This window comes from Kitasatospora sp. NE20-6 (genome assembly GCF_045862635.1).
On the sequence record NZ_BPRL01000002.1, the window covers coordinates 39,341 to 60,958 of the forward strand.

General features: G+C 73.7%; 20 protein-coding genes. 15 read left to right on the forward strand and 5 right to left on the reverse strand.

Annotated features, from left to right (window positions below; translation table 11 throughout):
- The first annotated feature begins 38 nt into the window (after positions 1 to 38).
- The 14 genes from dop to tatC all read left to right on the forward strand — a co-directional run bounded on the left by dop (position 39) and on the right by tatC (position 12,347).
- Positions 39 to 1,550, forward strand: coding sequence for a depupylase/deamidase Dop (dop, locus tag SNE206_RS00755; RefSeq protein WP_407911338.1), 1,512 nt, complete (start codon positions 39 to 41; stop codon positions 1,548 to 1,550).
- Positions 1,551 to 1,687: 137 nt separating this feature from the next.
- The gene (locus SNE206_RS00760) at positions 1,688 to 1,906 is read left to right on the forward strand and encodes a ubiquitin-like protein Pup (RefSeq protein WP_407911339.1); all 219 of its coding nucleotides are present in this window, start codon (positions 1,688 to 1,690) and stop codon (positions 1,904 to 1,906) included.
- Positions 1,907 to 2,116: 210 nt separating this feature from the next.
- Entirely contained in the window at positions 2,117 to 2,959 is an 843-nt protein-coding gene (gene prcB, locus SNE206_RS00765; RefSeq protein ID WP_407911340.1) for a proteasome subunit beta, read from the forward strand.
- Between the two features lie 36 nt (positions 2,960 to 2,995).
- Positions 2,996 to 3,778 (forward strand): proteasome subunit alpha, encoded by a 783-nt coding sequence (gene prcA / locus SNE206_RS00770; RefSeq protein ID WP_407911341.1) that lies wholly within the window; start codon positions 2,996 to 2,998, stop codon positions 3,776 to 3,778.
- A gap of 188 nt (positions 3,779 to 3,966) precedes the next feature.
- Entirely contained in the window at positions 3,967 to 5,328 is a 1,362-nt protein-coding gene (pafA, locus tag SNE206_RS00775) for a Pup--protein ligase (RefSeq protein ID WP_407911342.1), read from the forward strand.
- A 103-nt stretch (positions 5,329 to 5,431) separates the two neighbouring features.
- Complete coding sequence (locus tag SNE206_RS00780; RefSeq protein WP_407911343.1) at positions 5,432 to 6,427, forward strand: FKBP-type peptidyl-prolyl cis-trans isomerase; 996 nt, start codon at positions 5,432 to 5,434, stop codon at positions 6,425 to 6,427.
- A 139-nt stretch (positions 6,428 to 6,566) separates the two neighbouring features.
- Positions 6,567 to 7,859, forward strand: coding sequence for an FKBP-type peptidyl-prolyl cis-trans isomerase (locus SNE206_RS00785; protein ID WP_407911344.1), 1,293 nt, complete (start codon positions 6,567 to 6,569; stop codon positions 7,857 to 7,859).
- Between the two features lie 140 nt (positions 7,860 to 7,999).
- Positions 8,000 to 8,371, forward strand: a complete 372-nt coding sequence (locus tag SNE206_RS00790) for an FKBP-type peptidyl-prolyl cis-trans isomerase (RefSeq protein WP_407911345.1) — start codon at positions 8,000 to 8,002, stop codon at positions 8,369 to 8,371.
- 168 nt (positions 8,372 to 8,539) lie between these two features.
- Positions 8,540 to 9,514, forward strand: coding sequence for a helix-turn-helix transcriptional regulator (locus tag SNE206_RS00795; RefSeq protein WP_407911346.1), 975 nt, complete (start codon positions 8,540 to 8,542; stop codon positions 9,512 to 9,514).
- Positions 9,511 to 10,467, forward strand: coding sequence for a helix-turn-helix transcriptional regulator (locus SNE206_RS00800; RefSeq protein ID WP_407911347.1), 957 nt, complete (start codon positions 9,511 to 9,513; stop codon positions 10,465 to 10,467). Before SNE206_RS00795 ends, SNE206_RS00800 begins: the two co-directional genes overlap by 4 nt.
- A gap of 3 nt (positions 10,468 to 10,470) precedes the next feature.
- Complete coding sequence (locus SNE206_RS00805) at positions 10,471 to 10,701, forward strand: hypothetical protein (RefSeq protein ID WP_407911348.1); 231 nt, start codon at positions 10,471 to 10,473, stop codon at positions 10,699 to 10,701.
- Between the two features lie 50 nt (positions 10,702 to 10,751).
- Positions 10,752 to 10,916, forward strand: a complete 165-nt coding sequence (locus SNE206_RS00810; RefSeq protein ID WP_407911349.1) for a hypothetical protein — start codon at positions 10,752 to 10,754, stop codon at positions 10,914 to 10,916.
- A gap of 137 nt (positions 10,917 to 11,053) precedes the next feature.
- Positions 11,054 to 11,323 carry a Sec-independent protein translocase subunit TatA gene (gene tatA, locus SNE206_RS00815; RefSeq protein ID WP_407911350.1) on the forward strand — a complete coding sequence of 90 codons (270 nt, stop codon included), beginning with the start codon at positions 11,054 to 11,056 and terminating at the stop codon, positions 11,321 to 11,323.
- Positions 11,324 to 11,387: 64 nt separating this feature from the next.
- Positions 11,388 to 12,347, forward strand: coding sequence for a twin-arginine translocase subunit TatC (gene tatC, locus SNE206_RS00820; RefSeq protein WP_407911351.1), 960 nt, complete (start codon positions 11,388 to 11,390; stop codon positions 12,345 to 12,347).
- 120 nt (positions 12,348 to 12,467) lie between these two features.
- Here the strand turns inward: tatC and SNE206_RS00825 are convergent, their stop codons facing one another.
- Genes SNE206_RS00825 through SNE206_RS00840 form a run of 4 tightly spaced genes read right to left on the reverse strand, consistent with a single transcriptional unit; the run spans position 12,468 to position 19,122 of the window.
- Positions 12,468 to 14,120, reverse strand: coding sequence for an allophanate hydrolase (locus tag SNE206_RS00825; RefSeq protein ID WP_407911352.1), 1,653 nt, complete (start codon positions 14,118 to 14,120; stop codon positions 12,468 to 12,470).
- Positions 14,117 to 17,689, reverse strand: coding sequence for an urea carboxylase (gene uca, locus SNE206_RS00830; RefSeq protein WP_407911353.1), 3,573 nt, complete (start codon positions 17,687 to 17,689; stop codon positions 14,117 to 14,119). Before uca ends, SNE206_RS00825 begins: the two co-directional genes overlap by 4 nt.
- A 21-nt stretch (positions 17,690 to 17,710) precedes the next feature.
- Positions 17,711 to 18,316, reverse strand: coding sequence for an urea amidolyase associated protein UAAP2 (locus SNE206_RS00835; RefSeq protein WP_407911354.1), 606 nt, complete (start codon positions 18,314 to 18,316; stop codon positions 17,711 to 17,713).
- Positions 18,313 to 19,122 carry an urea amidolyase associated protein UAAP1 gene (locus tag SNE206_RS00840; protein WP_407911355.1) on the reverse strand — a complete coding sequence of 270 codons (810 nt, stop codon included), beginning with the start codon at positions 19,120 to 19,122 and terminating at the stop codon, positions 18,313 to 18,315. Before SNE206_RS00840 ends, SNE206_RS00835 begins: the two co-directional genes overlap by 4 nt.
- A gap of 121 nt (positions 19,123 to 19,243) precedes the next feature.
- Between SNE206_RS00840 and SNE206_RS00845 the strand changes: the two genes are divergently transcribed.
- Positions 19,244 to 20,005, forward strand: a complete 762-nt coding sequence (locus SNE206_RS00845) for a TetR/AcrR family transcriptional regulator (protein ID WP_407911356.1) — start codon at positions 19,244 to 19,246, stop codon at positions 20,003 to 20,005.
- Here the strand turns inward: SNE206_RS00845 and SNE206_RS00850 are convergent.
- Entirely contained in the window at positions 19,941 to 21,440 is a 1,500-nt protein-coding gene (locus SNE206_RS00850) for an amino acid permease (RefSeq protein WP_407911357.1), read from the reverse strand. The two genes, SNE206_RS00845 and SNE206_RS00850, sit on opposite strands and share 65 nt — an antisense overlap.
- Positions 21,441 to 21,618 lie beyond the last annotated feature (178 nt).

A 21,618-nucleotide genomic window follows, 5' to 3' on the forward strand; every position in this document is an offset into this window, starting at 1 on the left:
CGCGTCTCAGCAGGATCACTACGGGCAAGGAGGGCCGCATGACCGTACGCCGCGTGATGGGCATCGAGACCGAGTACGGGATCTCCGTGCCCGGTCACCCCAACGCCAACGCCATGCTCACCTCGTCCCAGATCGTCAACGCCTACGCCGCGGCGATGCACCGGGCCCGCAGGGCCCGCTGGGACTTCGAGGAGGAGAACCCGCTGCGCGACGCCCGCGGCTTCGACCTCGCACGCGAGGTGGCGGACTCCAGCCAGCTCACCGACGAGGACATCGGCCTCGCCAACATCATCCTCACCAACGGTGCCCGGTTCTACGTGGACCACGCCCACCCCGAGTACAGCTCGCCCGAGGTCACCAACCCGCGCGACGCCGTGCTCTGGGACAAGGCGGGTGAGCGGATCATGGCCGAGGCGGCGGCCCGCGCCCTGGAACTGCCCAACGGGCAGACGATCCACCTGTACAAGAACAACACCGACAACAAGGGCGCCTCCTACGGCACCCACGAGAACTACCTGATGAAGCGGGCGACACCGTTCGCCGACATCGTCCGCCACCTCACCCCGTTCTTCGTCTCCCGCCAGGTCGTGACCGGCGCCGGCCGGGTCGGCCTCGGGCAGGAGGGCTCCGCCGACGGCTTCCAGATCAGCCAGCGCGCGGACTACTTCGAGGTCGAGGTGGGCCTGGAGACCACCCTCAAGCGCCCGATCATCAACACCCGCGACGAGCCGCACGCCGATGCCGAGAAGTACCGCCGGCTGCACGTCATCGTCGGTGACGCCAACCTCTCCGAGATCTCCACCTACCTCAAGCTCGGCACCACCTCGCTGGTGCTGGCCATGATCGAGGAAGGCTTCATCGCCGTCGACCTCGCCGTCGACCAGCCGGTGCGCACCCTCCACCGGGTCTCCCACGACCCGGGGCTCGACCAGCTGATCACGCTGCGCAGCGGGCGCAAGCTCACCGCGGTGCAGTTGCAGATGGAGTACTGCGAGCTGGCGAGCAAGTACGTCGAGGACCGCTACGGCCAGGACGCCGACGACCAGACCCGCGACGTGCTGGCCCGCTGGGAGGACGTCCTGGGCCGGCTGGAGCGCGACCCGATGAGCCTGTCGAAGCAGCTCGACTGGATCGCGAAGAAGGAGCTCCTGGAGGGCTACCGCCAGCGCGACGGCCTGGACTGGGACAACCCCCGGCTGCACCTCGTCGACCTCCAGTACAGCGACGTGCGGCCCGACAAGGGCCTCTACAACCGCCTGGTCGCCCGCGGCCGCTTCGAGCGGCTGCTGACCGAGGAGGAGGTGCTGCGGGCCGTCGGCAAGCCGCCGGAGGACACCCGGGCCTACTTCCGCGGGCGCTGTCTGGAGCAGTACGCCGACCACGTCGCCGCGGCTTCCTGGGACTCGGTCATCTTCGACCTGCCCGGGCGGGACTCGCTGCAGCGCGTACCCACCATGGAGCCGCTGCGCGGCACCCGTGAGCACGTCGAGAGCCTGCTCGACCGGTGCCGCACGGCCGAAGAACTGGTTCGTGTACTGTCCGGAGGGTAACTCTTCGATCACCGGGGGTGAATCCTGCCGCGAAGGGGAATCATTCCGGTGAGCGCCGGACGTTGAAGCAGAACCGGGCGCGAATGTCGTACCCGGCGGATAGGGTCTGACCACACAGAGCGAGCGGGGTGAGGGAAATGGCTAGCAAGGACACCGACGGCGGCCAGCAGCGGGCGAACCGTTCCTCGGAGGAGGTCGAGGAGCAGTCCGTCGAGACGCAGGCCTCCGACGAGCTCAAGGAGCGCCAGGAAAAGCTGAGCGACGACGTCGACGCCGTGCTCGACGAAATCGACGAGGTCCTCGAGTCGAATGCCGAGGATTTCGTCCGCGGTTTCGTGCAGAAGGGCGGCGAGTAGGAGGGGGTATTCCCCTTTCCCGAATCGCTTCCGCAGTGTCGCGCTGCAGGTGTGCACCCGCACGCCTGCAGCGCGCTCTGCTCCCACGGCAGCCCTCGGCGGCGGCTCCCGGCGGCATCCGCACGGCTTCGCGATCCTGTGGATCACGAGCGGCCGACGCGGGTAGGGTCCGGGCATCAGGTGCTTGATCGTCAACCTGGAAGGAATCGTGTGGAAGCCAACACTGGTGGCACCGGGCGTCTACCGGCTGCCTTCCTGACCCCCGGGTCGTCGTCGTTCCTCGAGTTCCTGGGCCGGCACTCGCCCGAGCTGCTGCCCGGCAACCGCACCCTCCCCGAGGGGCTCGCCGTCGAGGCGCCGCACGGCACCACCATCGTCTCGGCGGTCTTCGACGGCGGCGTCGTCATCGCCGGCGACCGCCGCGCGACGATGGGCAACGTCATCGCCCAGCGCGACATCGAGAAGGTCTTCCCCGCCGACGAGTACAGCGCCGTCGGCATCGCCGGCACCGCGGGCCTCGCCGTCGAGATGGTCCGGCTGTTCCAGCTGGAGCTGGAGCACTACGAGAAGATCGAGGGCGCCGTCCTCTCGCTGGAGGGCAAGGCCAACCGGCTCACGACCATGATCCGGTCCAACCTCGCGATGGCCATGCAGGGCCTCGCCGTCGTGCCGATCTTCGCCGGCTACGACCTGAACCTCGGCCGCGGCCGGATCTTCACCTACGACGTCACCGGCGGCCGCTCCGAGGAGCGGGGCTTCGCCGCCACCGGCTCCGGCTCGGTCTTCGCCCGCGGCTCGCTCAAGAAGCTCTACCGCGACGGCCTCGGCGGCGAACAGGCCGCCACCCTCGCCGTCCAGGCGCTCTACGACGCCGCGGACGACGACTCCGCCACCGGCGGCCCCGACCTCGCGCGCGGCATCTACCCCATCGTCTCGCTCATCACCGAGGACGGCTTCCGCCGGCTCACCGACGACGAGGTGGCCGAGATCGCGGCCTCCATCACCGCCGGCCGCCGCGAGCACCCCAACGGGCCGCAGGCCCCGCTCCTCTAGTCCGCCACACTCCCAGGAAGAAGGGGAAGACCGCCGGTGTCCACACCGTTCTACGTCTCGCCTCAGCAGGCCATGGCGGACCGCGCGGAGTACGCCCGCAAGGGCATCGCCCGCGGCCGAAGCGTGGTCGTGCTCACCTACGCCGACGGCGTCGTCTTCGTCGCGGAGAACACCTCCCGGGCGTTGCACAAGGTCTCCGAGATCTACGACAAGATCGCGTTCGCCGCGGTCGGGCGCTACAACGAGTTCGAGAACCTCCGCATCGGCGGCGTCCGCTACGCCGACCTGCGCGGGTACTCCTACGACCGGGCCGACGTCACCGCCCGCGGCCTCGCCAACGTCTACGCGCAGACCCTCGGCACCATCTTCTCCTCCGTCGGCGAGAAGCCGTACGAGGTCGAGCTGGTCGTCGCCGAGGTCGGCCGCGGCGTCGACGACGACCAGATCTACCGGCTCACCCCGGACGGCTCCGTCGTCGACGAGAAGAACTACGTCGTCGTCGGCGGCAACTCCGACTCCATCGGCAACTACATCGGCCAGCACCACCAGGCCGGCATGGCCCTCACCGAGGCCCTCCGGGTGGCCGTGGACGGCCTCGCCCGCGACCCCAACGGCGGCAGCCCGCGCACCCTGACGCCGGAGCAGCTGGAGGTCGCCGTGCTGGACCGCGCGCGCGTCCAGCAGCGCAAGTTCAAGCGCATCCTGGGCGGCCAGCTCGGCCGCCTGCTCGGCGGCGACGCGTCCGCCGCGAACGAGGACGAGCCGTCCGCCGTGAACGAGGACGAGCCGTCCGCAGGCGGGGCGCCGGCCGACGGGTGACCCGGCCGCGTGAATCCCGTACGGCGCAGGAACCGCGCCGTACGGGATTCACGTGCGCCTGCCGGGATTTGACGCGGCGGCATGGTCGGATTGCCGAGGACCGTGCCCGGAACCGTCGGCAGGGCCGTTAGTCCTTTCGGCTGGGCCGAAGGGGTTTCGGAATGCTCCCGGAAGAGAAAAGATGCCTCATGGACCGCCGAATTTTCGGGCTGGAGAACGAGTACGGTGTCACGTGTACGTTTCGGGGACAACGGCGTCTGTCTCCGGACGAGGTGGCCAGGTACCTCTTCCGCCGCGTAGTTTCCTGGGGCCGCAGCAGCAATGTGTTCCTGCGCAACGGTGCACGCCTGTATCTCGACGTGGGCTCGCACCCCGAGTACGCCACTCCGGAGTGCGACGACGTCACCGAACTGGTGACGCACGACAAGGCCGGTGAGCGCATCCTGGAGGGCCTGCTCGTGGACGCCGAACGGCGCCTCCACGAGGAGGGCATCGCCGGGGACGTCTACCTCTTCAAGAACAACACCGACTCGGCCGGCAACTCCTACGGCTGCCACGAGAACTACCTCGTGGCCCGGCACGGGGAGTTCTCCCGGCTCGCCGACGTGCTCATCCCGTTCCTGGTGACCCGCCAGCTGATCTGCGGCGCCGGCAAGGTGCTGCAGACGCCGCGGGGCGCGGTCTACTGCGTCAGCCAGCGGGCCGAGCACATCTGGGAGGGCGTCAGCTCGGCGACCACCCGATCCCGCCCCATCATCAACACCCGCGACGAGCCGCACGCCGACGCCGAGCGGTTCCGCCGCCTCCACGTCATCGTCGGCGACTCCAACATGTCGGAGACCACCACCCTGCTCAAGGTCGGCGCCACCGACCTCGTGCTGCGCCTCATCGAGGCGGGCGTGGTGATGCGCGACCTCACCCTGGAGAACCCGATCCGGGCGATCCGCGAGGTCAGCCACGACCTGACCGGCACCCACCAGGTGCGGCTCGCCAACGGCCGCGAGGCCAGCGCGCTGGACATCCAGGAGGAGTACTTCACCAAGGCGCTGGAGTTCGCGGACCGCAAGGGCCTCAACACCGGCACCATCGCCCGTGTGCTCGAACTCTGGGGGCGCACCCTGGAGGCCGTCCGCACCGAGGACCTCGACCGCGTCTCGACCGAGATCGACTGGATCATGAAGTACCGGTTGATCGAGCGGTACCGCGAGAAGCACCAGATGACGATGTCGAACCCGCGGGTCGCCCAGATCGACCTCGCGTACCACGACATCCACCGCCGCCGCGGCCTGTTCTACCTGCTCCAGAACAAGGGGCGGGCCGCACGGGTCACCACCGACCTCAAGACCTTCGAGGCCAAGTCGGTGCCCCCGCAGACCACCCGGGCCCGGCTGCGCGGCGACTTCATCCGCCGGGCGCAGGAGCAGCGGCGCGACTTCACGGTCGACTGGGTGCACCTGAAGCTCAACGACCAGGCGCAGCGCACCGTGCTGTGCAAGGACCCCTTCCGCTCGGTCGACGAGCGGGTGGAGAAGCTCATCGCCGGCATGTGACGGCGGCGCGGGGGCGGTGCCCGGACGGTCCGTCCGGGCACCGCCCTTTTGGCTTGCGTGTGCCTCCCCGGCGGGGGCGGACCCGGGCCATACGCTGGCGGCCATGCGTCGATTCGCCGGACTGCCGGCCGTGCCCCTAGCCGCCCTGCTCGTCGTGGTGCTGTCCGGCTGCAGCAGCGGCTCGTCCGGCTCGTCCGGCGGCTCGCCCACGGCCTCCGCGTCCGCGACGGCGGTGCCGAGCCCGGTCGAGTCGGCCGACCCGATGCCCAAGGTCTCCGGGGAGGTCGGCTCGAAGGCCGTCATCGAGATCCCGGCGGAGAAGCCCGGCGGCGAGTTCGTCGTCGCCACCGTCCACGAGGGCGACGGGGCCACCGTCGCCAAGGGCGACTGGGTGACCGTCAACTACACCGCCAAGGACTGGACGACCGGAAAGGACGTCTCCAGCTCCTACGACTCCGGCGGCAAGCCCCAGCTCTACCAGGCCGGCAGCGGGCAGCTGGTGCCCGCCTTCGACCAGTCCGTCGTCGGCAAGAAGGCCGGCAGCCGGCTGCTCGTCGTGGCGCCGCCCGCGGCCGGTTTCGGCACCGCCGGCAACACCTCCGCCGGGGTCGGCTCGCAGGACACCGTGGTCTTCGTGCTCGACATCGTGGACGTCGTCCCGCCGGACTCGACCGTCTCCGGCGACGTCACCCAGCCGCCCGCCACGGCGCCCCAGGTGAAGGACAACGGCAAGCAGGCGCCGACGATCACCATCCCGCCCGGCCAGGCCCCGCCGACCGAGCTGCAGACCTACGTGCTGATCAAGGGCGACGGCAAGGAGGTGCAGTCCGGCCAGCAGCTGCTGGTGCAGTACACGGGCGTGCTGTGGTCGGACGGCAAGCAGTTCGACTCCTCGTTCGAGCACGGCGGCGCGCAGGCCCTGCAGGTCGGCACGGGCAGCCTCATCAAGGGCTGGGACCAGGGGCTCGTCGGCCAGACCGTCGGCAGCCGGGTCATGCTCGTGGTGCCGCCCGCGCTCGGCTACGGCAACCAGTCCAGCGGGCCGGTGCCGGCCGACGCCACCCTGGTGTTCGTGATCGACATCCTGGAAGCGGTCTGACGCCGCCCCCCGGCGGACGGATCGTGCACCGGGAGGGCCCGTCCTCATGCGGACCTGACATACTGCTGCCGTTTTCCGCACTGTGGCAGGCGGGGTCAGGTCCGGCGAGGGCATGGCACGGCGAGATGGATGGGGAGTCATGACTGAGAAAGCGTCGAGCCCGGGCGAGACCGGCACCGCCGCGGGCGACCCGGCGGCCGCACGGCCCGGCGGCCCGCTGCCCGGCGACGGCGAGTCGATCGTCGTCCCGCCCGCGATCCTGAAGCAGCAGGCCGGCTGGGGCCAGACCCCGGCCCGGCCCGCCGGGAACCCGGAGGACGACGAGCCGCAGGTCTTCGCGTCGACCGTGCGGCGCAAGGACCTCTCGGAGGCCGGCTACGACGAGGACCCGCCCGGCGTGGGCCGCCTCGGCGTCGTCCTGGGCACCGTGCTGGCCGTCCTCATCGTCGGCAGCGGCATCACGCTGTACATGGTGAACAAGGACGACTCCCCGTCCGCCGCGGCCACCCCGGACTCCGTCGCGAGCGCCTCGCCGACGCCCACCGAGGCGCCGGTGCCGCCGATCAAGGACAGCGCCAAGGTGCTGCCGACGGTCACCGGCGACTTCGGCACGAAGGCGACGATCACCCTGCCCAAGGAGGCCGCCGACGGCACCTTCGTGGTGAAGGAGATCAAGGCCGGCGACGGCGTCAAGGTCGAGAAGAACACCTGGGTCACCGCGGACTTCTCCGCCAAGAACTGGGGCACCGGCAAGGACCTGGAGGACTCCTACGCCTCCGGCAAGCCGCAGCTCTTCCAGGCCGGCCTGGGCAAGCTGATCCCGGCCCTCGACCAGGCCGTGGCCGGTCACAAGGCGGGCAGCCGCCTGCTGGTCGTCGCGCCGCCCGCCGCCGCGTTCGGCTCCGCCGGCAACACCGGCATGGGCGTCGGCCCGAAGGACACCCTGGTGTTCGTCATCGACGTCCGCGGCGCCACCGCCCCCGACGCGGTGGTCAGCGGCACCGTCACCCCGCCGCCGGCCGACATGCCGAAGGTCACCGACAACGGCAAGAAGCCGGCGACCATCACGCCCGTCAAGGGCGCGGCCGACCCGACCGAGCTGAAGTCGCACGTGCTCGTCCAGGGCAAGGGCCGCAAGATCGAGTCCGGCGAGAAGGTCCTCGTCCAGTACACCGGCGCGCTGTACAAGGACGGCAAGAAGTTCGACTCCTCGCTCGACCGGGGTCAGGCGTTCTCCTTCGTCACCGGTGGCGGCGGCGTCATCGAGGGCTGGGACAAGGGCGTCACCGGCCAGACCATCGGCAGCCGGATCGAGCTCGTCATCCCCGCGTCGCTGGGCTACAAGGACCAGGCGCAGGGCGACATCCCCGCCAATTCGACACTCGTCTTCGTGATCGACATCCTGGATGCCGGCATCGGGTCCCAGGACTAGGTGCCGGCAGGCCGCCCGGCCCGGACGACACGTCGTTCCGGGCCGGATGGCCGTGACGGGAGGCGGAGCGCCGTACGGTGGATCGCAGGGGTGCCCCGCCGCCCCGTCGTGTCCGTACCGACGAACGAGATGAGTCTGTTGTGAGCCTTACCAAGCCGGAGATCGAATTCCCGGGCGGCGAGCCGCCGGTGGAGCTGCAGATCCGCGACATCCTGGTCGGCGACGGTGCCGAGGCCAAGGCCGGCGCGACCGTCGAGGTCCACTACGTGGGTGTCACCTTCTCCACCGGTGAGGAGTTCGACGCCTCCTGGAACCGCGGCCAGAGCTTCCGCTTCCCGCTCGGCGCCGGCCGTGTCATCAAGGGCTGGGACCAGGGTGTCCAGGGCATGAAGGTCGGCGGCCGCCGCGAGCTGGTCATCCCGCCGCACCTGGCCTACGGCAACCAGTCGCCGAGCCCGCTGATCCCCGCCGGTTCGACCCTGATCTTCGTGGTCGACCTGCTCGGCGTCTGACACCGCCGCACGCCGGGCCGCACCCCTCCGCGGGGTGCGGCCCGGCGCCGTTTCCGGCCGCACCCGCCGCCGAACCCGGACTCGGCTTTCGCCGCGCGTGTCCGGACCGGTACGGTCGGGTCCGCCGGATCACGAAAGCGCCGGTCACCACGGACAGGAAGGCCAGCGATGGCGATCGCCAAGGCGGAGCGCTTGATGAACCTCGCGCTCTGTCTGATGAACACCAGACGGCCGCTCTCCAAGAAGGAGCTGCGCGAATCCGTCGAGGCCTACCGCGAGGCCTGGCAGCAGGGCAGCGAGGACGCGTTCAACCGCATGTTCGAGCGCGACAAGGACGACCTCCGCGAGCTCGGCCTCGTCATCGACGTCGACGAGAACGCGATCGACGGCGAGATCGGCTACCTCGCCCGCCGCGACCGCAACCGCCTGCCGGAGATCGCCCTCGACGCCGAGGAGGCCGCCGCCCTCACCCTGGTCGCCCGGGTGTGGCAGCAGGCCAAGATGTCGGGCGCCGCCAGCGGCGCCCTGCAGAAGCTCCGCGCGGCCGGCGTGCCCTTCGCCGAGGACGCCGAGCACAGCGCGCTCCAGCCCCGCATCCCGGCCCGCGAGGCCGCCTTCGAGCCCCTCCTCGTCGCCGCCCGCGACCGGCGCCCCGTCACCTTCGACTACCGCAAGGCCGGGGCCGCCGGTCCCGAGCAGCGCTCCGTCGAACCGTGGGCGCTGGAGTGCTGGCGCGGCCACTGGTACCTCGCCGGCTTCGACCGCGACCGCGGCAGCGCCCGCGTCTTCCGCCTCAGCCGGATCACCGGCAAGGTGCGCTCCCGCGCGGGCGTCTTCACCGGCGACATCCCCGAGCACGTCGACGTCCGGGCCACCGTCGCCCGCTTCGCCGGCGAGGGCGCCACCACCACCGCCACCGTCCGGCTGCGCCGCGGCGCGGCCTTCCCGCTCCGCGCCAAGGCCGTCGCCAGCAGCCGCGTCGACGAGCAGTGGGACGAACTCGAGATCCCGTACGGCAACGGGCTCGGCGCCGACCTCGCCGAGTTCGGGCCCGACGTCGTCGTCCTCGGACCGGACGACCTGCGGGCGGACGTCATCGACCGGCTCCGCGCGGTGGCCGGACTCAACGAGGTGGGGGCATGAGCAACGCGATCGACCAGACCCGGCGGATGCTCTCGCTGGTCACCTACCTCCGCGAACGGCCCGGCGCCGAGGTCGCCGAGGTGGCCCGCGCCTTCGGCATCACCGAGCGCGAACTCATCGGCGACCTCAACGTGCTGCCGATGTGCGGCACCAGCTTCCGCGGCGGCGACCTCCTCGACATCGACACCGACGGCGACCGCATCTGGTGGCACAACGTCGACGACGTCGCCCAGCCGCTGCGCCTCGCCGCCGACGAGGCCACCGCCCTGCTCGTCGCCGCCCGCGCCGTCGCCGGCCTGCCCGGCCTGCGCCGCCGCGACCGCGAGGCCCTGACCCGCGCCGTCACCAAGATCGAGGACGCCGCGGGGGAGAGCGCCGAGTCGAGCGCCCGCATCGGCGTCACCTTCGAGGCCGAGGGCCAGGTCTTCGCCGACATCGACCGCGCGCTCACCGAGGGCCGCCGCCTCTGGCTGCGCTACTGGTCGCACGGGCGCGGCGGCATGACCGAGCGCGAGGTCGACCCGATCCGCCTCGTCGCCGAGGGCCACACCTACCTCGAAGGCTGGTGCCGCACCTCCGAGGACCGCCGGATCTTCCGCCTCGACCGGGTCGCCGAACTCCGCGTGCTCGACGAGCCCGCCGACCCGCCCCGGCTGGAACCCCGCGACCTCTCCGCCGGCCTCGTCAACCCGGCCGCGGACGACCCCGAGGTCGTCGTCGAGGTCGGCCCCGGCGGGCGCTGGGTCGCCGAGTACTACACCCACGACAAGGCCGAGGAACTGCCCGACGGCGGGCTGCGCATCACCCTGCGCAGCGCGGACCCGTCCGGGCTGCGCCCGCTCGCCCTGCGGCTCGGCCGCGACGGCCGGATCGTCTCCCCGCCCGACCTCGCCGGCCAGGCCCGCGACGCCGCCCTCGCCGCCCTCGGCGGCTACCCGGACGGGCGGTCCTGACCGGTGGCGTACGGCACCAGGTTCCAGGTGTACTGCTCGCAGTGCCGGGAGAAGGTCGAGGTCCCGGCCGAGGACTTCCGGCTGGCCCTCGGCCCCACCCCGGAACGCACCTTCTACGGCTTCGTCTGTCCCGAGTGCGGCGCCTCCGTGCGCAAGCCCGCGGGGGAGAAGATCGTCCAGGCGATGACCGCCGCCGGGGTCAGCACCATGCGGCTGCTGCCGGTGGAGGGCTGACCGCGGCGGGCACGGCCGGCGCGCACGCGCCGGACGGGTAGGGTCGGCCCATGTCGTGGACCCTCACCGCCGCCGTCCTGCTGGCCACCGCGGGCCTGCTCGTCCTGGGCGTCCTCGCCTGCCGGCTCTGGGCGGACGTCCGGACGCTCGCCCGCGAGGTCGACACCGCCTCCCGCGCCCTGGCGTCGGCGGCCCGGGACCTCCCGCGCCGCTGACCCGCCGGGTACCCTCGTGACAGGCCCCGCGGTGCGGCCGGGGCCCTACCCGGACGGCGGTTGCCGGGGCGTGAGGGGCAGCGGCTACCATCGCCCGGAACGGGGCCGCCCGGCCCCGCGGAGGAAGGTGGTCGCACATGCGCATCTCGCCGACGGCGATCCTGGTGGTCGCGGTCCTCGCGGTGCTGCTCTTCGGGGCGAAGCGGCTGCCCGACGCCGCGCGGGCACTCGGCCGGACCCTGCGCATCCTGCGCAGCGAGGCCAGGGCACTGCGGACGGACGGCGCCGGCGCCCCGCAGGCCCGCCCCGAGGCGGCACCCGCCGCCAGGACGATCAAGGCGGCACCCGGAGCGGGCTCCGCCCGGCCGGTCGCCACCGCCGACCACGGCACGGCCCCGAAGGGCTGAGCCGGCACAGGCCACCGGGGGTCCGCCGGCCGGCGGGCTCCGTCGTACGAGTTGAGGACCGGGCTTGAGCAAGTCTTCCAAGGCGCCGAAGCCGCCCAAGGACCCCGAGGGCCGGATGGCGCTCGCCGACCACCTGCGCGAGCTCCGCAACCGCGTCGTCTGGTCGGTCCTGGCCATCGTGGTCACGACGATCGCCGCGGCGTTCTTCCACCGGGAACTCACCGACTTCCTGCTCGACCCGCTGCCCGCCTGCGGCGGCGACGGCCTGAACCCCAAGGGCGAGCGCTGCGCGCTGGTCTCCACGATCGGCCTGCTCACGCCGTTCACCCTGGCGCTCAAGGTCAGCCTCACCGCCGGCGTCGTCGCCGCGCTGCCGGTCTGGCTCTACCAGCTGTGGTCGTTCGTCTCGCCCGGCCTGCACAAGCACGAGCGGAAGTACACGCTGGGCTTCCTCGCCGCGGGCATCCCGCTCTTCCTGGCGGGCGCGGCCCTGGCCTACCTGATCCTCCCGGCCACCGCCGAGATGCTGATCTCCTTCACGCCGACCGGCGCCGTGCCGATCATGCCCGCCGAGGACTACCTCGACGTCGTGACCCGGATGGTGCTGGTCTTCGGCTGCGCCTTCGAGCTGCCGCTGTTCCTGGTGATGCTCAACTTCATCGGTGTGCTCAGCGGCAAGCGGCTGCTGGGCTGGTGGCGCGCCATGGTCATGGGCATCACCGTCTTCGCCGCGTTCGCCACCCCCAGCGCCGACCCGCTCAGCATGCTGGCCCTGGCCGCGCCGATCTGGGCGCTCTACTTCCTCGCCGCCGGCATCGCGATCATGAACGACCGCCGCCGGGCCCGCCGCAACCCCGACGCCGACCTCGACGACGAGGAGGCCTCGCACGTCGACCTCACCGTCGAGGGCGTGGCGGGGGCGGAGGCCGTCGAGGCGTCCGCCGCACCGGATGCGTCCGCCGCGCCGGAGCTGCCCGCCCCGGTGCCCGCCGCCCGCCGCGAGCAGATGGACGACATCACCTGACCCGCGCCCCCTCCGTACCGGAGCCCCGGCCCGCCGCACCCCGGCGGGCCGGGGCTCCGGCGCGTCAAGGGCTGTGCCGGGGCCGGATGCCGCAGGGCCGGGGCCGGGGTGCCGCAGGGCTCAGGACGGCCCGGTGGCGCCGCCCGCCCGCTGCGCCAGGTGGGCCGCCCAGCCGCCCGCCGCGGTGATGTCCTCCGCACCGTCCAGGGCGGCCGGCTCGCACAGGAAGCCGGGCACCTGCCGGCCGTCGGCCAGCTCGACGCTGCCGAGCGCCATCGGCCGCGGCAGGGACGCCAGCAGGGTGCCGAGACCGGCCGCGGGCAGCTCCCACAGCTCGCCGCGGACCGTCCGCCCGCCCTCGGCGGTGCGGACCAGCCCGGGCTTCGGCGGCACGGTGCCGAGGGCGTGGAGGCGGTAGGCGGCGGCCGTGCCGACCTCGGCCAGGAACCGGCCGCCGAGCGCGGTCAGCTGCCCGTTCAGCGGCTGCCCGGTGAGGTGGGCGCCGAAGACGGCCAGCGGAACGGGCCGGTCGGCGAGCAGCCGGGCGACGGCACCGAGGCGCTCCTCGGTGTGCGCGGGGCCGACCAGCATCACGCCGAAGGGCAGCCCGGCGACCGTGCCCGCCGGCACCGCGAGGGCGCACAGGCCGAACAGGTTCGCCGAGTTGGTGAACCGGCCGAGCCGGGTGTTGACGCCCACCGGGTCGGCGGCGACCTCGGCGAGCGTGGGGTGGGCGGTGGTGGTGGGCAGCAGCAGGGCGTCCGCGTCGCCGAGGGCGGCCGCCGCCTGCTCGCGCAGCCGGGCCAGCTCGGCGAGGTCGTCGTACAGCCGGTGCGCGGGCACGTCGCGCGCGGCCGTGACGATGCCGCGCACCACCGGGTCGAGGTCCGGGCCGCCCTTGTCGACGAACGCGCCGACGGCCGCGTACCGCTCGGCGACGAACGCGCCCGCGTACAGCATCGCCGCCGCCGCGTCGAAGGGCGTGAGGTCGACCGGGCGCAGCTCCGCCCCGGCGGCGGCCAGCCGGCCCGCGGCCGCCCCGTACGCCTCCGCCCAGCCCTCGGCGAGCTCCCCGAGCGCACCGCGCCCCGGGACGGCGATCCGCCACGGGCCCGGGGCCCTGGCCGGTGCGGCGGCCGGGTCGGCGAGCAGCCGGAACGCGTCCTCGGCCTCGCCGACCGTCCGGGCGAACACCGACACGCAGTCCAGACTCGCGCAGGCGGGCACGACGCCGTCGGCCGGCACCCGGCCCGGGGCGCCCTTGAGGCCCACGATGCCGTTCAGCGCGGCCGGCACCCGGCCGGAGCCCGCGGTGTCCGTGCCGAGCGCCAGGTCGGCCAGGCCGAGGGCGACCGCGACCGCCGAGCCGGAGCTCGACCCGCCGGAGATCCGGGCCGGGTCCACGGCCCCCCGCACCGCGCCGTACGGGCTGCGGGTGCCGACCAGGCCGGTCGCGAACTGGTCGAGGTTGGTGGTGCCGAGGACGACCGTGCCGGCCGCCCGGAGGCGGGCGACGGCGGGGGCGTCGTGCTCCGGGAGGTACGCGTAGCCGGGGCAGCCGGCCGTGGTGGGCAGACCGGCGACGTCGATGTTGCCCTTCACGGCGGTGACGGTGCCCGCCAGCGGCAGGTGCTCGCCCGCGGCGGTGCGGGCGTCGACCAGCGCGGCCTCCGCCTCCGCCTCGGCCTGCGGCCGCAGGCCGATCCACACCTCGGGGCGGTCGACGGCGGCGATCCGCGCGTACGCCCGGCGGACGCGTTCGACGGCGCTCACGCGATCGCCCCCAGCACCACGAGCGGGCTGCCCGCCTGCACCTGGTCGCCGGGGCCGACGAGCAGCTCGGCCACCACGCCGTCGCGGTCGGCCGTGACGGGTGACTCCATCTTCATCGCCTCCAGTGCCATCAACTGCTGTCCCTTGCCGACGCGTTCGCCGGGTGCGACGTCGACCTTCCACACGCAGGCGGTGAACTCGGCCTCCACGACCGCGCCGCCCGGCGGGGCCGTCACGGTGCGCGGTGCGACCGGCGCCGTGCCCGCGGCCTGCTCGGCGCGGTCGAACTCGCCCGCCTCCTCCCAAGCCTGGCGCTCGGCGGCGAACGCCGCCGCCTGGACGGCCCGGAACTCCTCGATCGGCCCGGCCTCGTCCGCGAGGAAGCGCAGGTGGTCGGCGAGCGCGAACTCGCCCTCCTCGATCCGGGGGTGGAAGCGTCCGGCGGCCATGTCGGCCCGCAGTTCGAGGAGTTCCTCCGCACCCACCGGGTACCACTTGATCCGGTCGAAGAAGCGCAGCAGCCACGGCGCGCCCGGCTCGAACGGGCCGCGCTGCTGCCAGCCCGACCACATCTGCACGGTGCGGCCGACGAACTGGTAGCCGCCCGGGCCCTCCATGCCGTACACGCAGAGGTACGCGCCGCCGATGCCGACCGAGTTCTCGGCCGTCCAGGTCCGGGCCGGGTTGTACTTGGTGGTGACCAGCCGGTGCCGCGGGTCGAGCGGCGTGGCGACCGGCGCGCCCAGGTAGACGTCGCCGAGGCCGAGCACGAGGTACTCGGCGTCGAAGACCGTGCGGTACACGTCGTCGACCGAGGCCAGGCCGTTGATCCGGCGGATGAACTCGATGTTCCACGGGCACCACGGCGCGTCGTCCCGCACGCCCGCGATGTACCGCTCGATCGCCTCGCGGGTCGCCGGGTCGTCCCAGGAGAGCGGCAGGTGCACGGTGCGGCTGGGCACCGCGAGCCGGTCGGTGGCGGGCAGCGCCCGCTCGATCTCCTGCACCAGGGCGAGGAGTTCGCCGACCGGCAGGAGGTCCGGGTCGACGTGCACCTGCAGCGAGCGGATGCCCGGGGTCAGGTCGGTGACGCCCGCGGGCCGCTCGGCGGCGAGCCGTTCGGCGAGCGCGTGGACCCGCATCCGCAGGGCCAGGTCGAGCTGCATCGGCCCGTACTCGACGAGCAGGTTGTCGTCGCCGCTGCGCCGGTAGGTCACGCTCGGCCGGTCCGCGGTCGCCGGGAGCGCGGCGAGGATGCCGCCGTCGAGCACCGCCGGGCGCGAGGGGAGCGGCACCGCGGTGGGGCTGCGCCGCAGCTCGGCGGCGGCCTGTTCGGTGACGGGCACGAACCGGACGCGGTCGCCGGGGCGGAGCTGTCCGAGCTTCCAGCGCTGCCCGGTGACGACGGTGGCGGGGCAGACGAAGCCGCCGAGCGAGGGGCCGTCCGGGCCGAGCAGCACGGGCATGTCGCCGGTGTAGTCGACGGCGCCGACCGAGTACGGGGTGTCGTGGATGTTGGACGGGTGCAGGCCGGCCTCGCCGCCGTCCGGGCGGGCCCAGACCGGCTTGGGGCCGACCAGCCGCACGCCGGTGCGGGCGCTGTTGAAGTGCACGGACCAGTCGGCGGCGTAGAACTCCTCGACGTCCTGCGGGGTGAAGAACTCCGGTGCGGCGTGCGGGCCCTCGACGGCGGCGATCTCCCAGTCGGCGGTGAACGGCGGCCGGTCGGCGGCCGGTCCGGCGCCGTCGCCGAGCGGGCCGGTGCCGCCGTGCAGGACGTCGCCGACGCGCAGCGCCCGCCCGCCGTGCCCGCCGAAGCCGCCGAGGGTGAAGGTCGAGGCGCTGCCGAGGAACTCCGGCACCTCCAGGCCGCCCGCGAACAGCAGGTAGGTGCGCAGGCCGGGCCCGGGCGGCGCGGCGATGTCGAGCAGGCCGCCGGCGGGCACCAGGACGGGCTCCCACTGCGGGACGGGCACGCCGTCGACGGTGACCGGCGCGGGCGCGCCGCTGACGCACACCCAGGCCGGCGCGGTGAAGCGCAGCGCGGGGCCCTGCAGGGTGCACTCCAGGCCCGGGGCGCCCTCCGGGTTGCCGAGCGCCCGGTTGCCGAGCCGGAAGGAGAGGTCGTCCATCGGGCCGCACGGGGGCACGCCGACGTGCCAGTAGCCGGTGCGGCCCGGCCAGTCCTGGACGGTCGTCTGGGTGCCGCCGCGGACGACCTCGATCCGCGGGGTGGGGTCGGTGACGTGCGCGAGCGTGCCGGTGTGGTGGACGGCGCCCTGCACCGCGGGCACGGCGGGGATGGCGCGCAGCAGGCCGAGGTTGGTCTCGATGCCGTGGATCCGGGTGGTGGCCAGGGCGTCGGTGAGCCGGGCGAGGGCGTCGGCGCGGTCGGTGCCGTGCACGATCACCTTGGCGAGCATCGGGTCGTACGCGGTGGTGACCTCGGTGCCGGTCTCCACCCAGGCGTCGACGCGGACGTCCGCGGGGAAGGACACCTCGGTCAGCAGGCCGGCGCTGGGCCGGTGGTCGCGGCTCGGGTCCTCCGCGTACACCCGGGCCTCGACGGCGTGGCCGTCCGGCGGGCCGACCTCGCGGACGGCCGCGGTGTCGCCCTGGGCGAGCCGGAGCATCCACTCGACCAGGTCGACGCCGTACACGGCCTCGGTGACCGGGTGCTCGACCTGCAGGCGGGTGTTGACCTCCAGGAAGTACGCCTCCTCGCGGGCCGCGTCGTAGACGTACTCGACGGTGCCGGCCGAGCGGTACGCGACCGAGGCGCACAGGCCGCGGGCGGACTCGGCGAGCTGCTTGCGCACCCGGTCGGGCAGGCCGGGCGCCGGGGCCTCCTCCAGCACCTTCTGGTTGCGGCGCTGCAGCGAGCAGTCGCGGTCGCCGAGGGTGACGACGCGGCCGGTGCCGTCGCCGAACACCTGCACCTCGACGTGGCGGGCCCGCTCGACCAGGCGCTCAAGGAAGACGCCGGCGGTGGAGAAGCTGGCCGCGGCGACGCGCTGGACGCGTTCCCAGGCGTCGGCGAGGTCGGCGGGGCCGTGGCAGGCCTGCATGCCGATGCCGCCGCCTCCGCCGGTCGCCTTGAGCATCACCGGGTAGCCGGTCGCCCCGGCCGCGTCGAGGGCCGTCGCCAGGTCGGGCAGCAGCCCGGTGCCGGGCAGCAGCGGCACGCCGGCGGCCTCGGCGGCGGCGCGGGCGGTGTGCTTGGCCCCGAACACCTCCAGCTGCGCGGGGGTGGGGCCGACGAAGGCGAGCCCGGCGGCCTCGACCCGGCGGGCGAAGGCGGCGTCCTCGGAGAGGAAGCCGTAGCCGGGGTGGACGGCTCCGGCCCCGGTGTCGAGGGCGGCCTGCAGCACGAGGTCGGTGCGCAGGTAGCTGTCCTTCGCGGCGGCCGGGCCGAGCCGCATGGCGTGGTCGGCGAGCCGGACGTGCGGGGCGGCGCGGTCCGGGTCGGAGAACACCGCGACGGTGGCGAGGCCCATCCGCCGGGCGGTGCGGATGATCCGGGCGGCGATCTCGCCGCGGTTGGCGATCAGCAGGGTGTCGAAGCTCATGGCGGCTCTGCTCTCCTGGCTCTAGGACCCGGTGACCGTCATGCGGACCGGCGTCGGGTCGAAGCCGTTGCACGGGTTGTTGATCTGCGGGCAGTTGGAGACGAGGACGAGGACGTCGGTCTCGGCCTGCAGGACGACGCGCAGGCCGGGCGCGGAGAGGCCGTCGACGATGCCGAGGGTGCCGTCCTGCTCGACGGGCACGTTCATGTACCAGTTGATGTTGGGGACGAGGTCGCGCCGGCCGAGGCCGTGGCGGGCGCCCTCGGCGAGGAAGTTCTCGACGCAGGCGTGCTGGTGCCAGGTGTGGTGGCCGTAGCGCAGGGTGTTGGACTCCTTGGAGCAGGCGCCCGCGATGGTGTCGTGGTTGCCGCAGTCGTCCTCGGCCACCGTCATCAGCGGGGTGTGCTCGGTGGACATCAGCACGCTGCCCTTGCCGAGGAAGAGCGAGCCCTGGGCCTGGAGGGTGTCGGGGGCGCTGTAGCGGACCGCGGTGTCGTGGGCGTCGTAGAGGAGGCAGTCGACGGCCTGGTTGCCGCCGAGGTCGGTGATGGTGAGGCGCTGCCCGCGGCGTACGACGGCCGACCAGGCGGCGCGGGCGGGCACGGTCTCGTCGAGCAGGACGGTCATCGGACCCCCAGGGCGGTGGTGTTGAGGTGGGCGCGGTGCTGTTCGGGGGTGGCGTCCCAGTGCGGGTCGCCGGGGCCGGTGGGTGCGCCGGGCACGGCCAGCACCTGCAGCGGTGTGCAGTGGTAGGCGGGCCGGGGGTCGAGCGGGTGGGCGGTGTTGGCGATCAGCAGGGTGACGGCCTGTTCGAGGCGCAGGGTGACGGCGGCGCCGGGCCCGGCGGAGCCGGTGGAGTGCAGGGTGCCGTCGGGGGCGGCGGTGATGCCGTGGAAGAACGAGAGGCTCGGCGGCAGGTCGCGCCGGCCGAGGCCGTGCTTGGCGGCGGCGAGGGTGAGGAGTTCGCGGCCGGCGGGGGAGGGGCCCTGCGGGCTGCCGTCGCCGTAGCGGGCGGTGTTGCGGGCGGCGGTGGAGGTGCCGGCGAGGGCGTCGTGCCGGCCGGAGGTGTCGGCGGTGACGGTGGCGAGCACCCGGCCGTCGCCGGAGAGGAGCTGGCTGCCGGCGCCGAGGTAGGCGTTCCACTGGACCTTGACGGTGTCGGCGGTGTTGAGGCGTTCCCACGGCCGGGCGGTGACGTACAGCAGCAGGTGGGCGCAGGCGTCGCCGTCGCGGTCGGTGAGGGTGACGAGGGCTCCGGCGGGGAGCGCGAGATGGGTGTAGTTGCCGCCGGCGACGGTCTCGGACCACAGGGTGCCCGGCGGCGGGGGCAGCACCGGCATGCAGTCGACGACCGTGCCCGCCTGCGACCTGGCGTGGGCCCGGGCGGCCGTGGTGGTGGCGGTGCCGGCCTCCGCGTCGTGGGTTTCTGTCATGCGACAGAAATTAGGGAGGGACGGCTTCGGCGCCATTGCCCTTGTGTAACGCGGGAGTTACCGTCCCCTCACGGAGATCGACGGGCCGGGGCGCCGCCCACCCGTGTGCGAGGATCGGCACGTGTCCGTCAGCCGCCGCCCCGACGCCGCCCGCCGCACCACCGCCCGGGTCGGCCGCCCCCGCGCCCAGGGCCCCTCCGCCAGCGGACTCGAACCCCGCGAGCAGGTGCTCGCCGCCGCCGCCGCGCTCTTCACCGAGAACGGCTACGCCGCCACCACCACCCGCGCCGTCGCCGAACGCGCCGGGCTGCGCCAGGCCTCGATGTACCACTACTTCGCGCGCAAGGAGGACATCCTCGCCACCCTGCTGGAGAGCACGGTCGAGCCCTCCCTCGCCTTCGCCCGCGCCCTGCTCGCCGACACCGCGAGCAGCCCGCAGGCCCGGCTCTGGGCCCTGGCCGCCCGCGACACCGCACTGCTCTTCGGCGGGCTCTCCAACCTCGGCGCGCTCTACCAGCTGCCCGAGGTGCGCGGCGAGCGGTTCGCCCGCTTCCGCGCCGCACGCGCCGACCTCAGGGCCGCGTACGGCAGCCTCCTCGCCGCGGCCGGCCACGGCGGCGACGACCCGGAGCTCGCCGCCGACCTGCTCCTCGGCCTGGTCGAGGGCGGGGTCGCGGTCGCCCGCGAGCCCGGCGGGCGGACGGCGCCGCAGGTCGCCCGCGCCCTCGCGGACGCCGTGCTGCGCTTCGCGGGCTGCTCAGCCGGACAGCGCGAAGCCGCCCGCCCCGAGGGCGAGCGGCTCCTGCGGGAGTCCGGGGTCAGCGGCGCAGCCGGCGGTACAGCACCCCTGTCACCAGCGCGGCCGCCAGCACCAGCAGGCTGAACCACTGCAGGTACCAGTGGCCGCCCTCCGGGTCGTACACCGCGGCCCGCGGCCAGGCGAGGTTGACCGCCATCGCCACGCCGTAGACCAGCGCCAGCACGTTGACCGGCAGCGCCCAGCGGCCGAGCGAGAACAGCGGCCGGCCGCTCTCGTCCGCCACCGTTCCGTCGCCCACCGGCAGCCCGCGCAGCCGCCGTACCAGCAGCGCGCCCACCACCAGCGCGTACGCCGTGTAGACCAGCACGATGCAGGTGGTCGACAGGGCGAGGAACGCCGCCGGGGAGACCAGGTTGAGCAGCAGGAAGCCGACCGCGGGCACGCCCACGGCGAGCGCGGCCCAGCGCGGCATGCCGCTGCGCGGGTGCACGGTGGCCAGCCGCCCGGCGGCGGGCAGGGCGTTGTCGCGGGCCATCGAGAAGACCATCCGGGTGCCGGCGGTCTGCATCGCCAGCGTGCCGACGCACACGGCGACGGCGACGTCGGCGAGCAGCGCCCGGCCGAGCCCGTCGCCGAGGCTGCTGGTGAGCACGTAGGAGAGGCCCTCGGTGGCGAGCCGGCCGTCCGTCAGGCTCGGTGCGGCCAGCACGCCGCCGAGCAGCAGCAGGCCGCCGCAGACGCCCGCGGCGGTCAGCGCGGTGAGGATGGTGCGCGGCGCGGTGCGGCGCGGCGCGACGGTCTCCTCGGAGAGCTCGCCGGCGCTGTCGAAGCCGATCATCACGTAGGCGGCCGTGAACGAGCCGACCAGCAGCGCCCAGAGCGCCCCGCCGCCGGTGTGGCCGGTGTGCAGCACCACGCCGGGCGCCTGCTCGGTGTGGGTGAACAGCGCCACGGCGATCAGCACGATGCCGACGAGCTCGGCCGTCACGCCGATGCCGTTCACCCAGGACAGCACGCGGTTGTCGACCGCGTTGACGAGCGTGGTGAGGGCGATCAGGACGGAGCCGAGCACCACCGCGTTGGCGGCGCCGCTCGCGGTGGTCGGCGACGGGTCGCCGCCCACGACCTGGAAGCCGCTCCACAGCGCGGGCAGCACGACCTGCAGGGCGAGGGCGGCCGCGGTGACCACCACGACCTGGCCGAGCACCATCAGCCAGCCGGTGAACCAGCCGTACGCGGGGCCGGCCAGCCGGCCGGCCCACTGGTAGATCGCGCCGGAGATCGGGTGGCGGGCGGCGAGTTCGGCGAAGCAGGCGGCCACCGCCAGCTGGCCGACCAGCACGAGCGGCCAGGTCCAGACGAAGGCCGGGCCGGCGAAGCCGTAGCCGAAGGCGAAGAGCTGGAAGACGGTGGTGAGCACCGAGATGAAGGAGAAGCCGGCCGCGAAGGAGGCGAACCTGCCCATGGTGCGGTGGAGCTGCTGGGGGTAGGGGGCCGCCCCGGGGGAGGCGGGTGGTGGCGGGGTGGTGGCGGGGGCGAGGGGAGTGCTGGTGGTCATGGGGGGCACCGGCTTTCCGCGGCAGTTTCTGTCGGTTGACAGAAAGTAGGGCGGCGCGGATTCCCGTGCGTTGCCCGGCTGTTGCGGTCACGTTGCCGTGTGCTCACCGGCAGGTTGCCGGACGGTGCGGCGGGATCCGGTGGCGGGCCGGGCGTCCGGAAGGCCTCGGAGCGGGGGG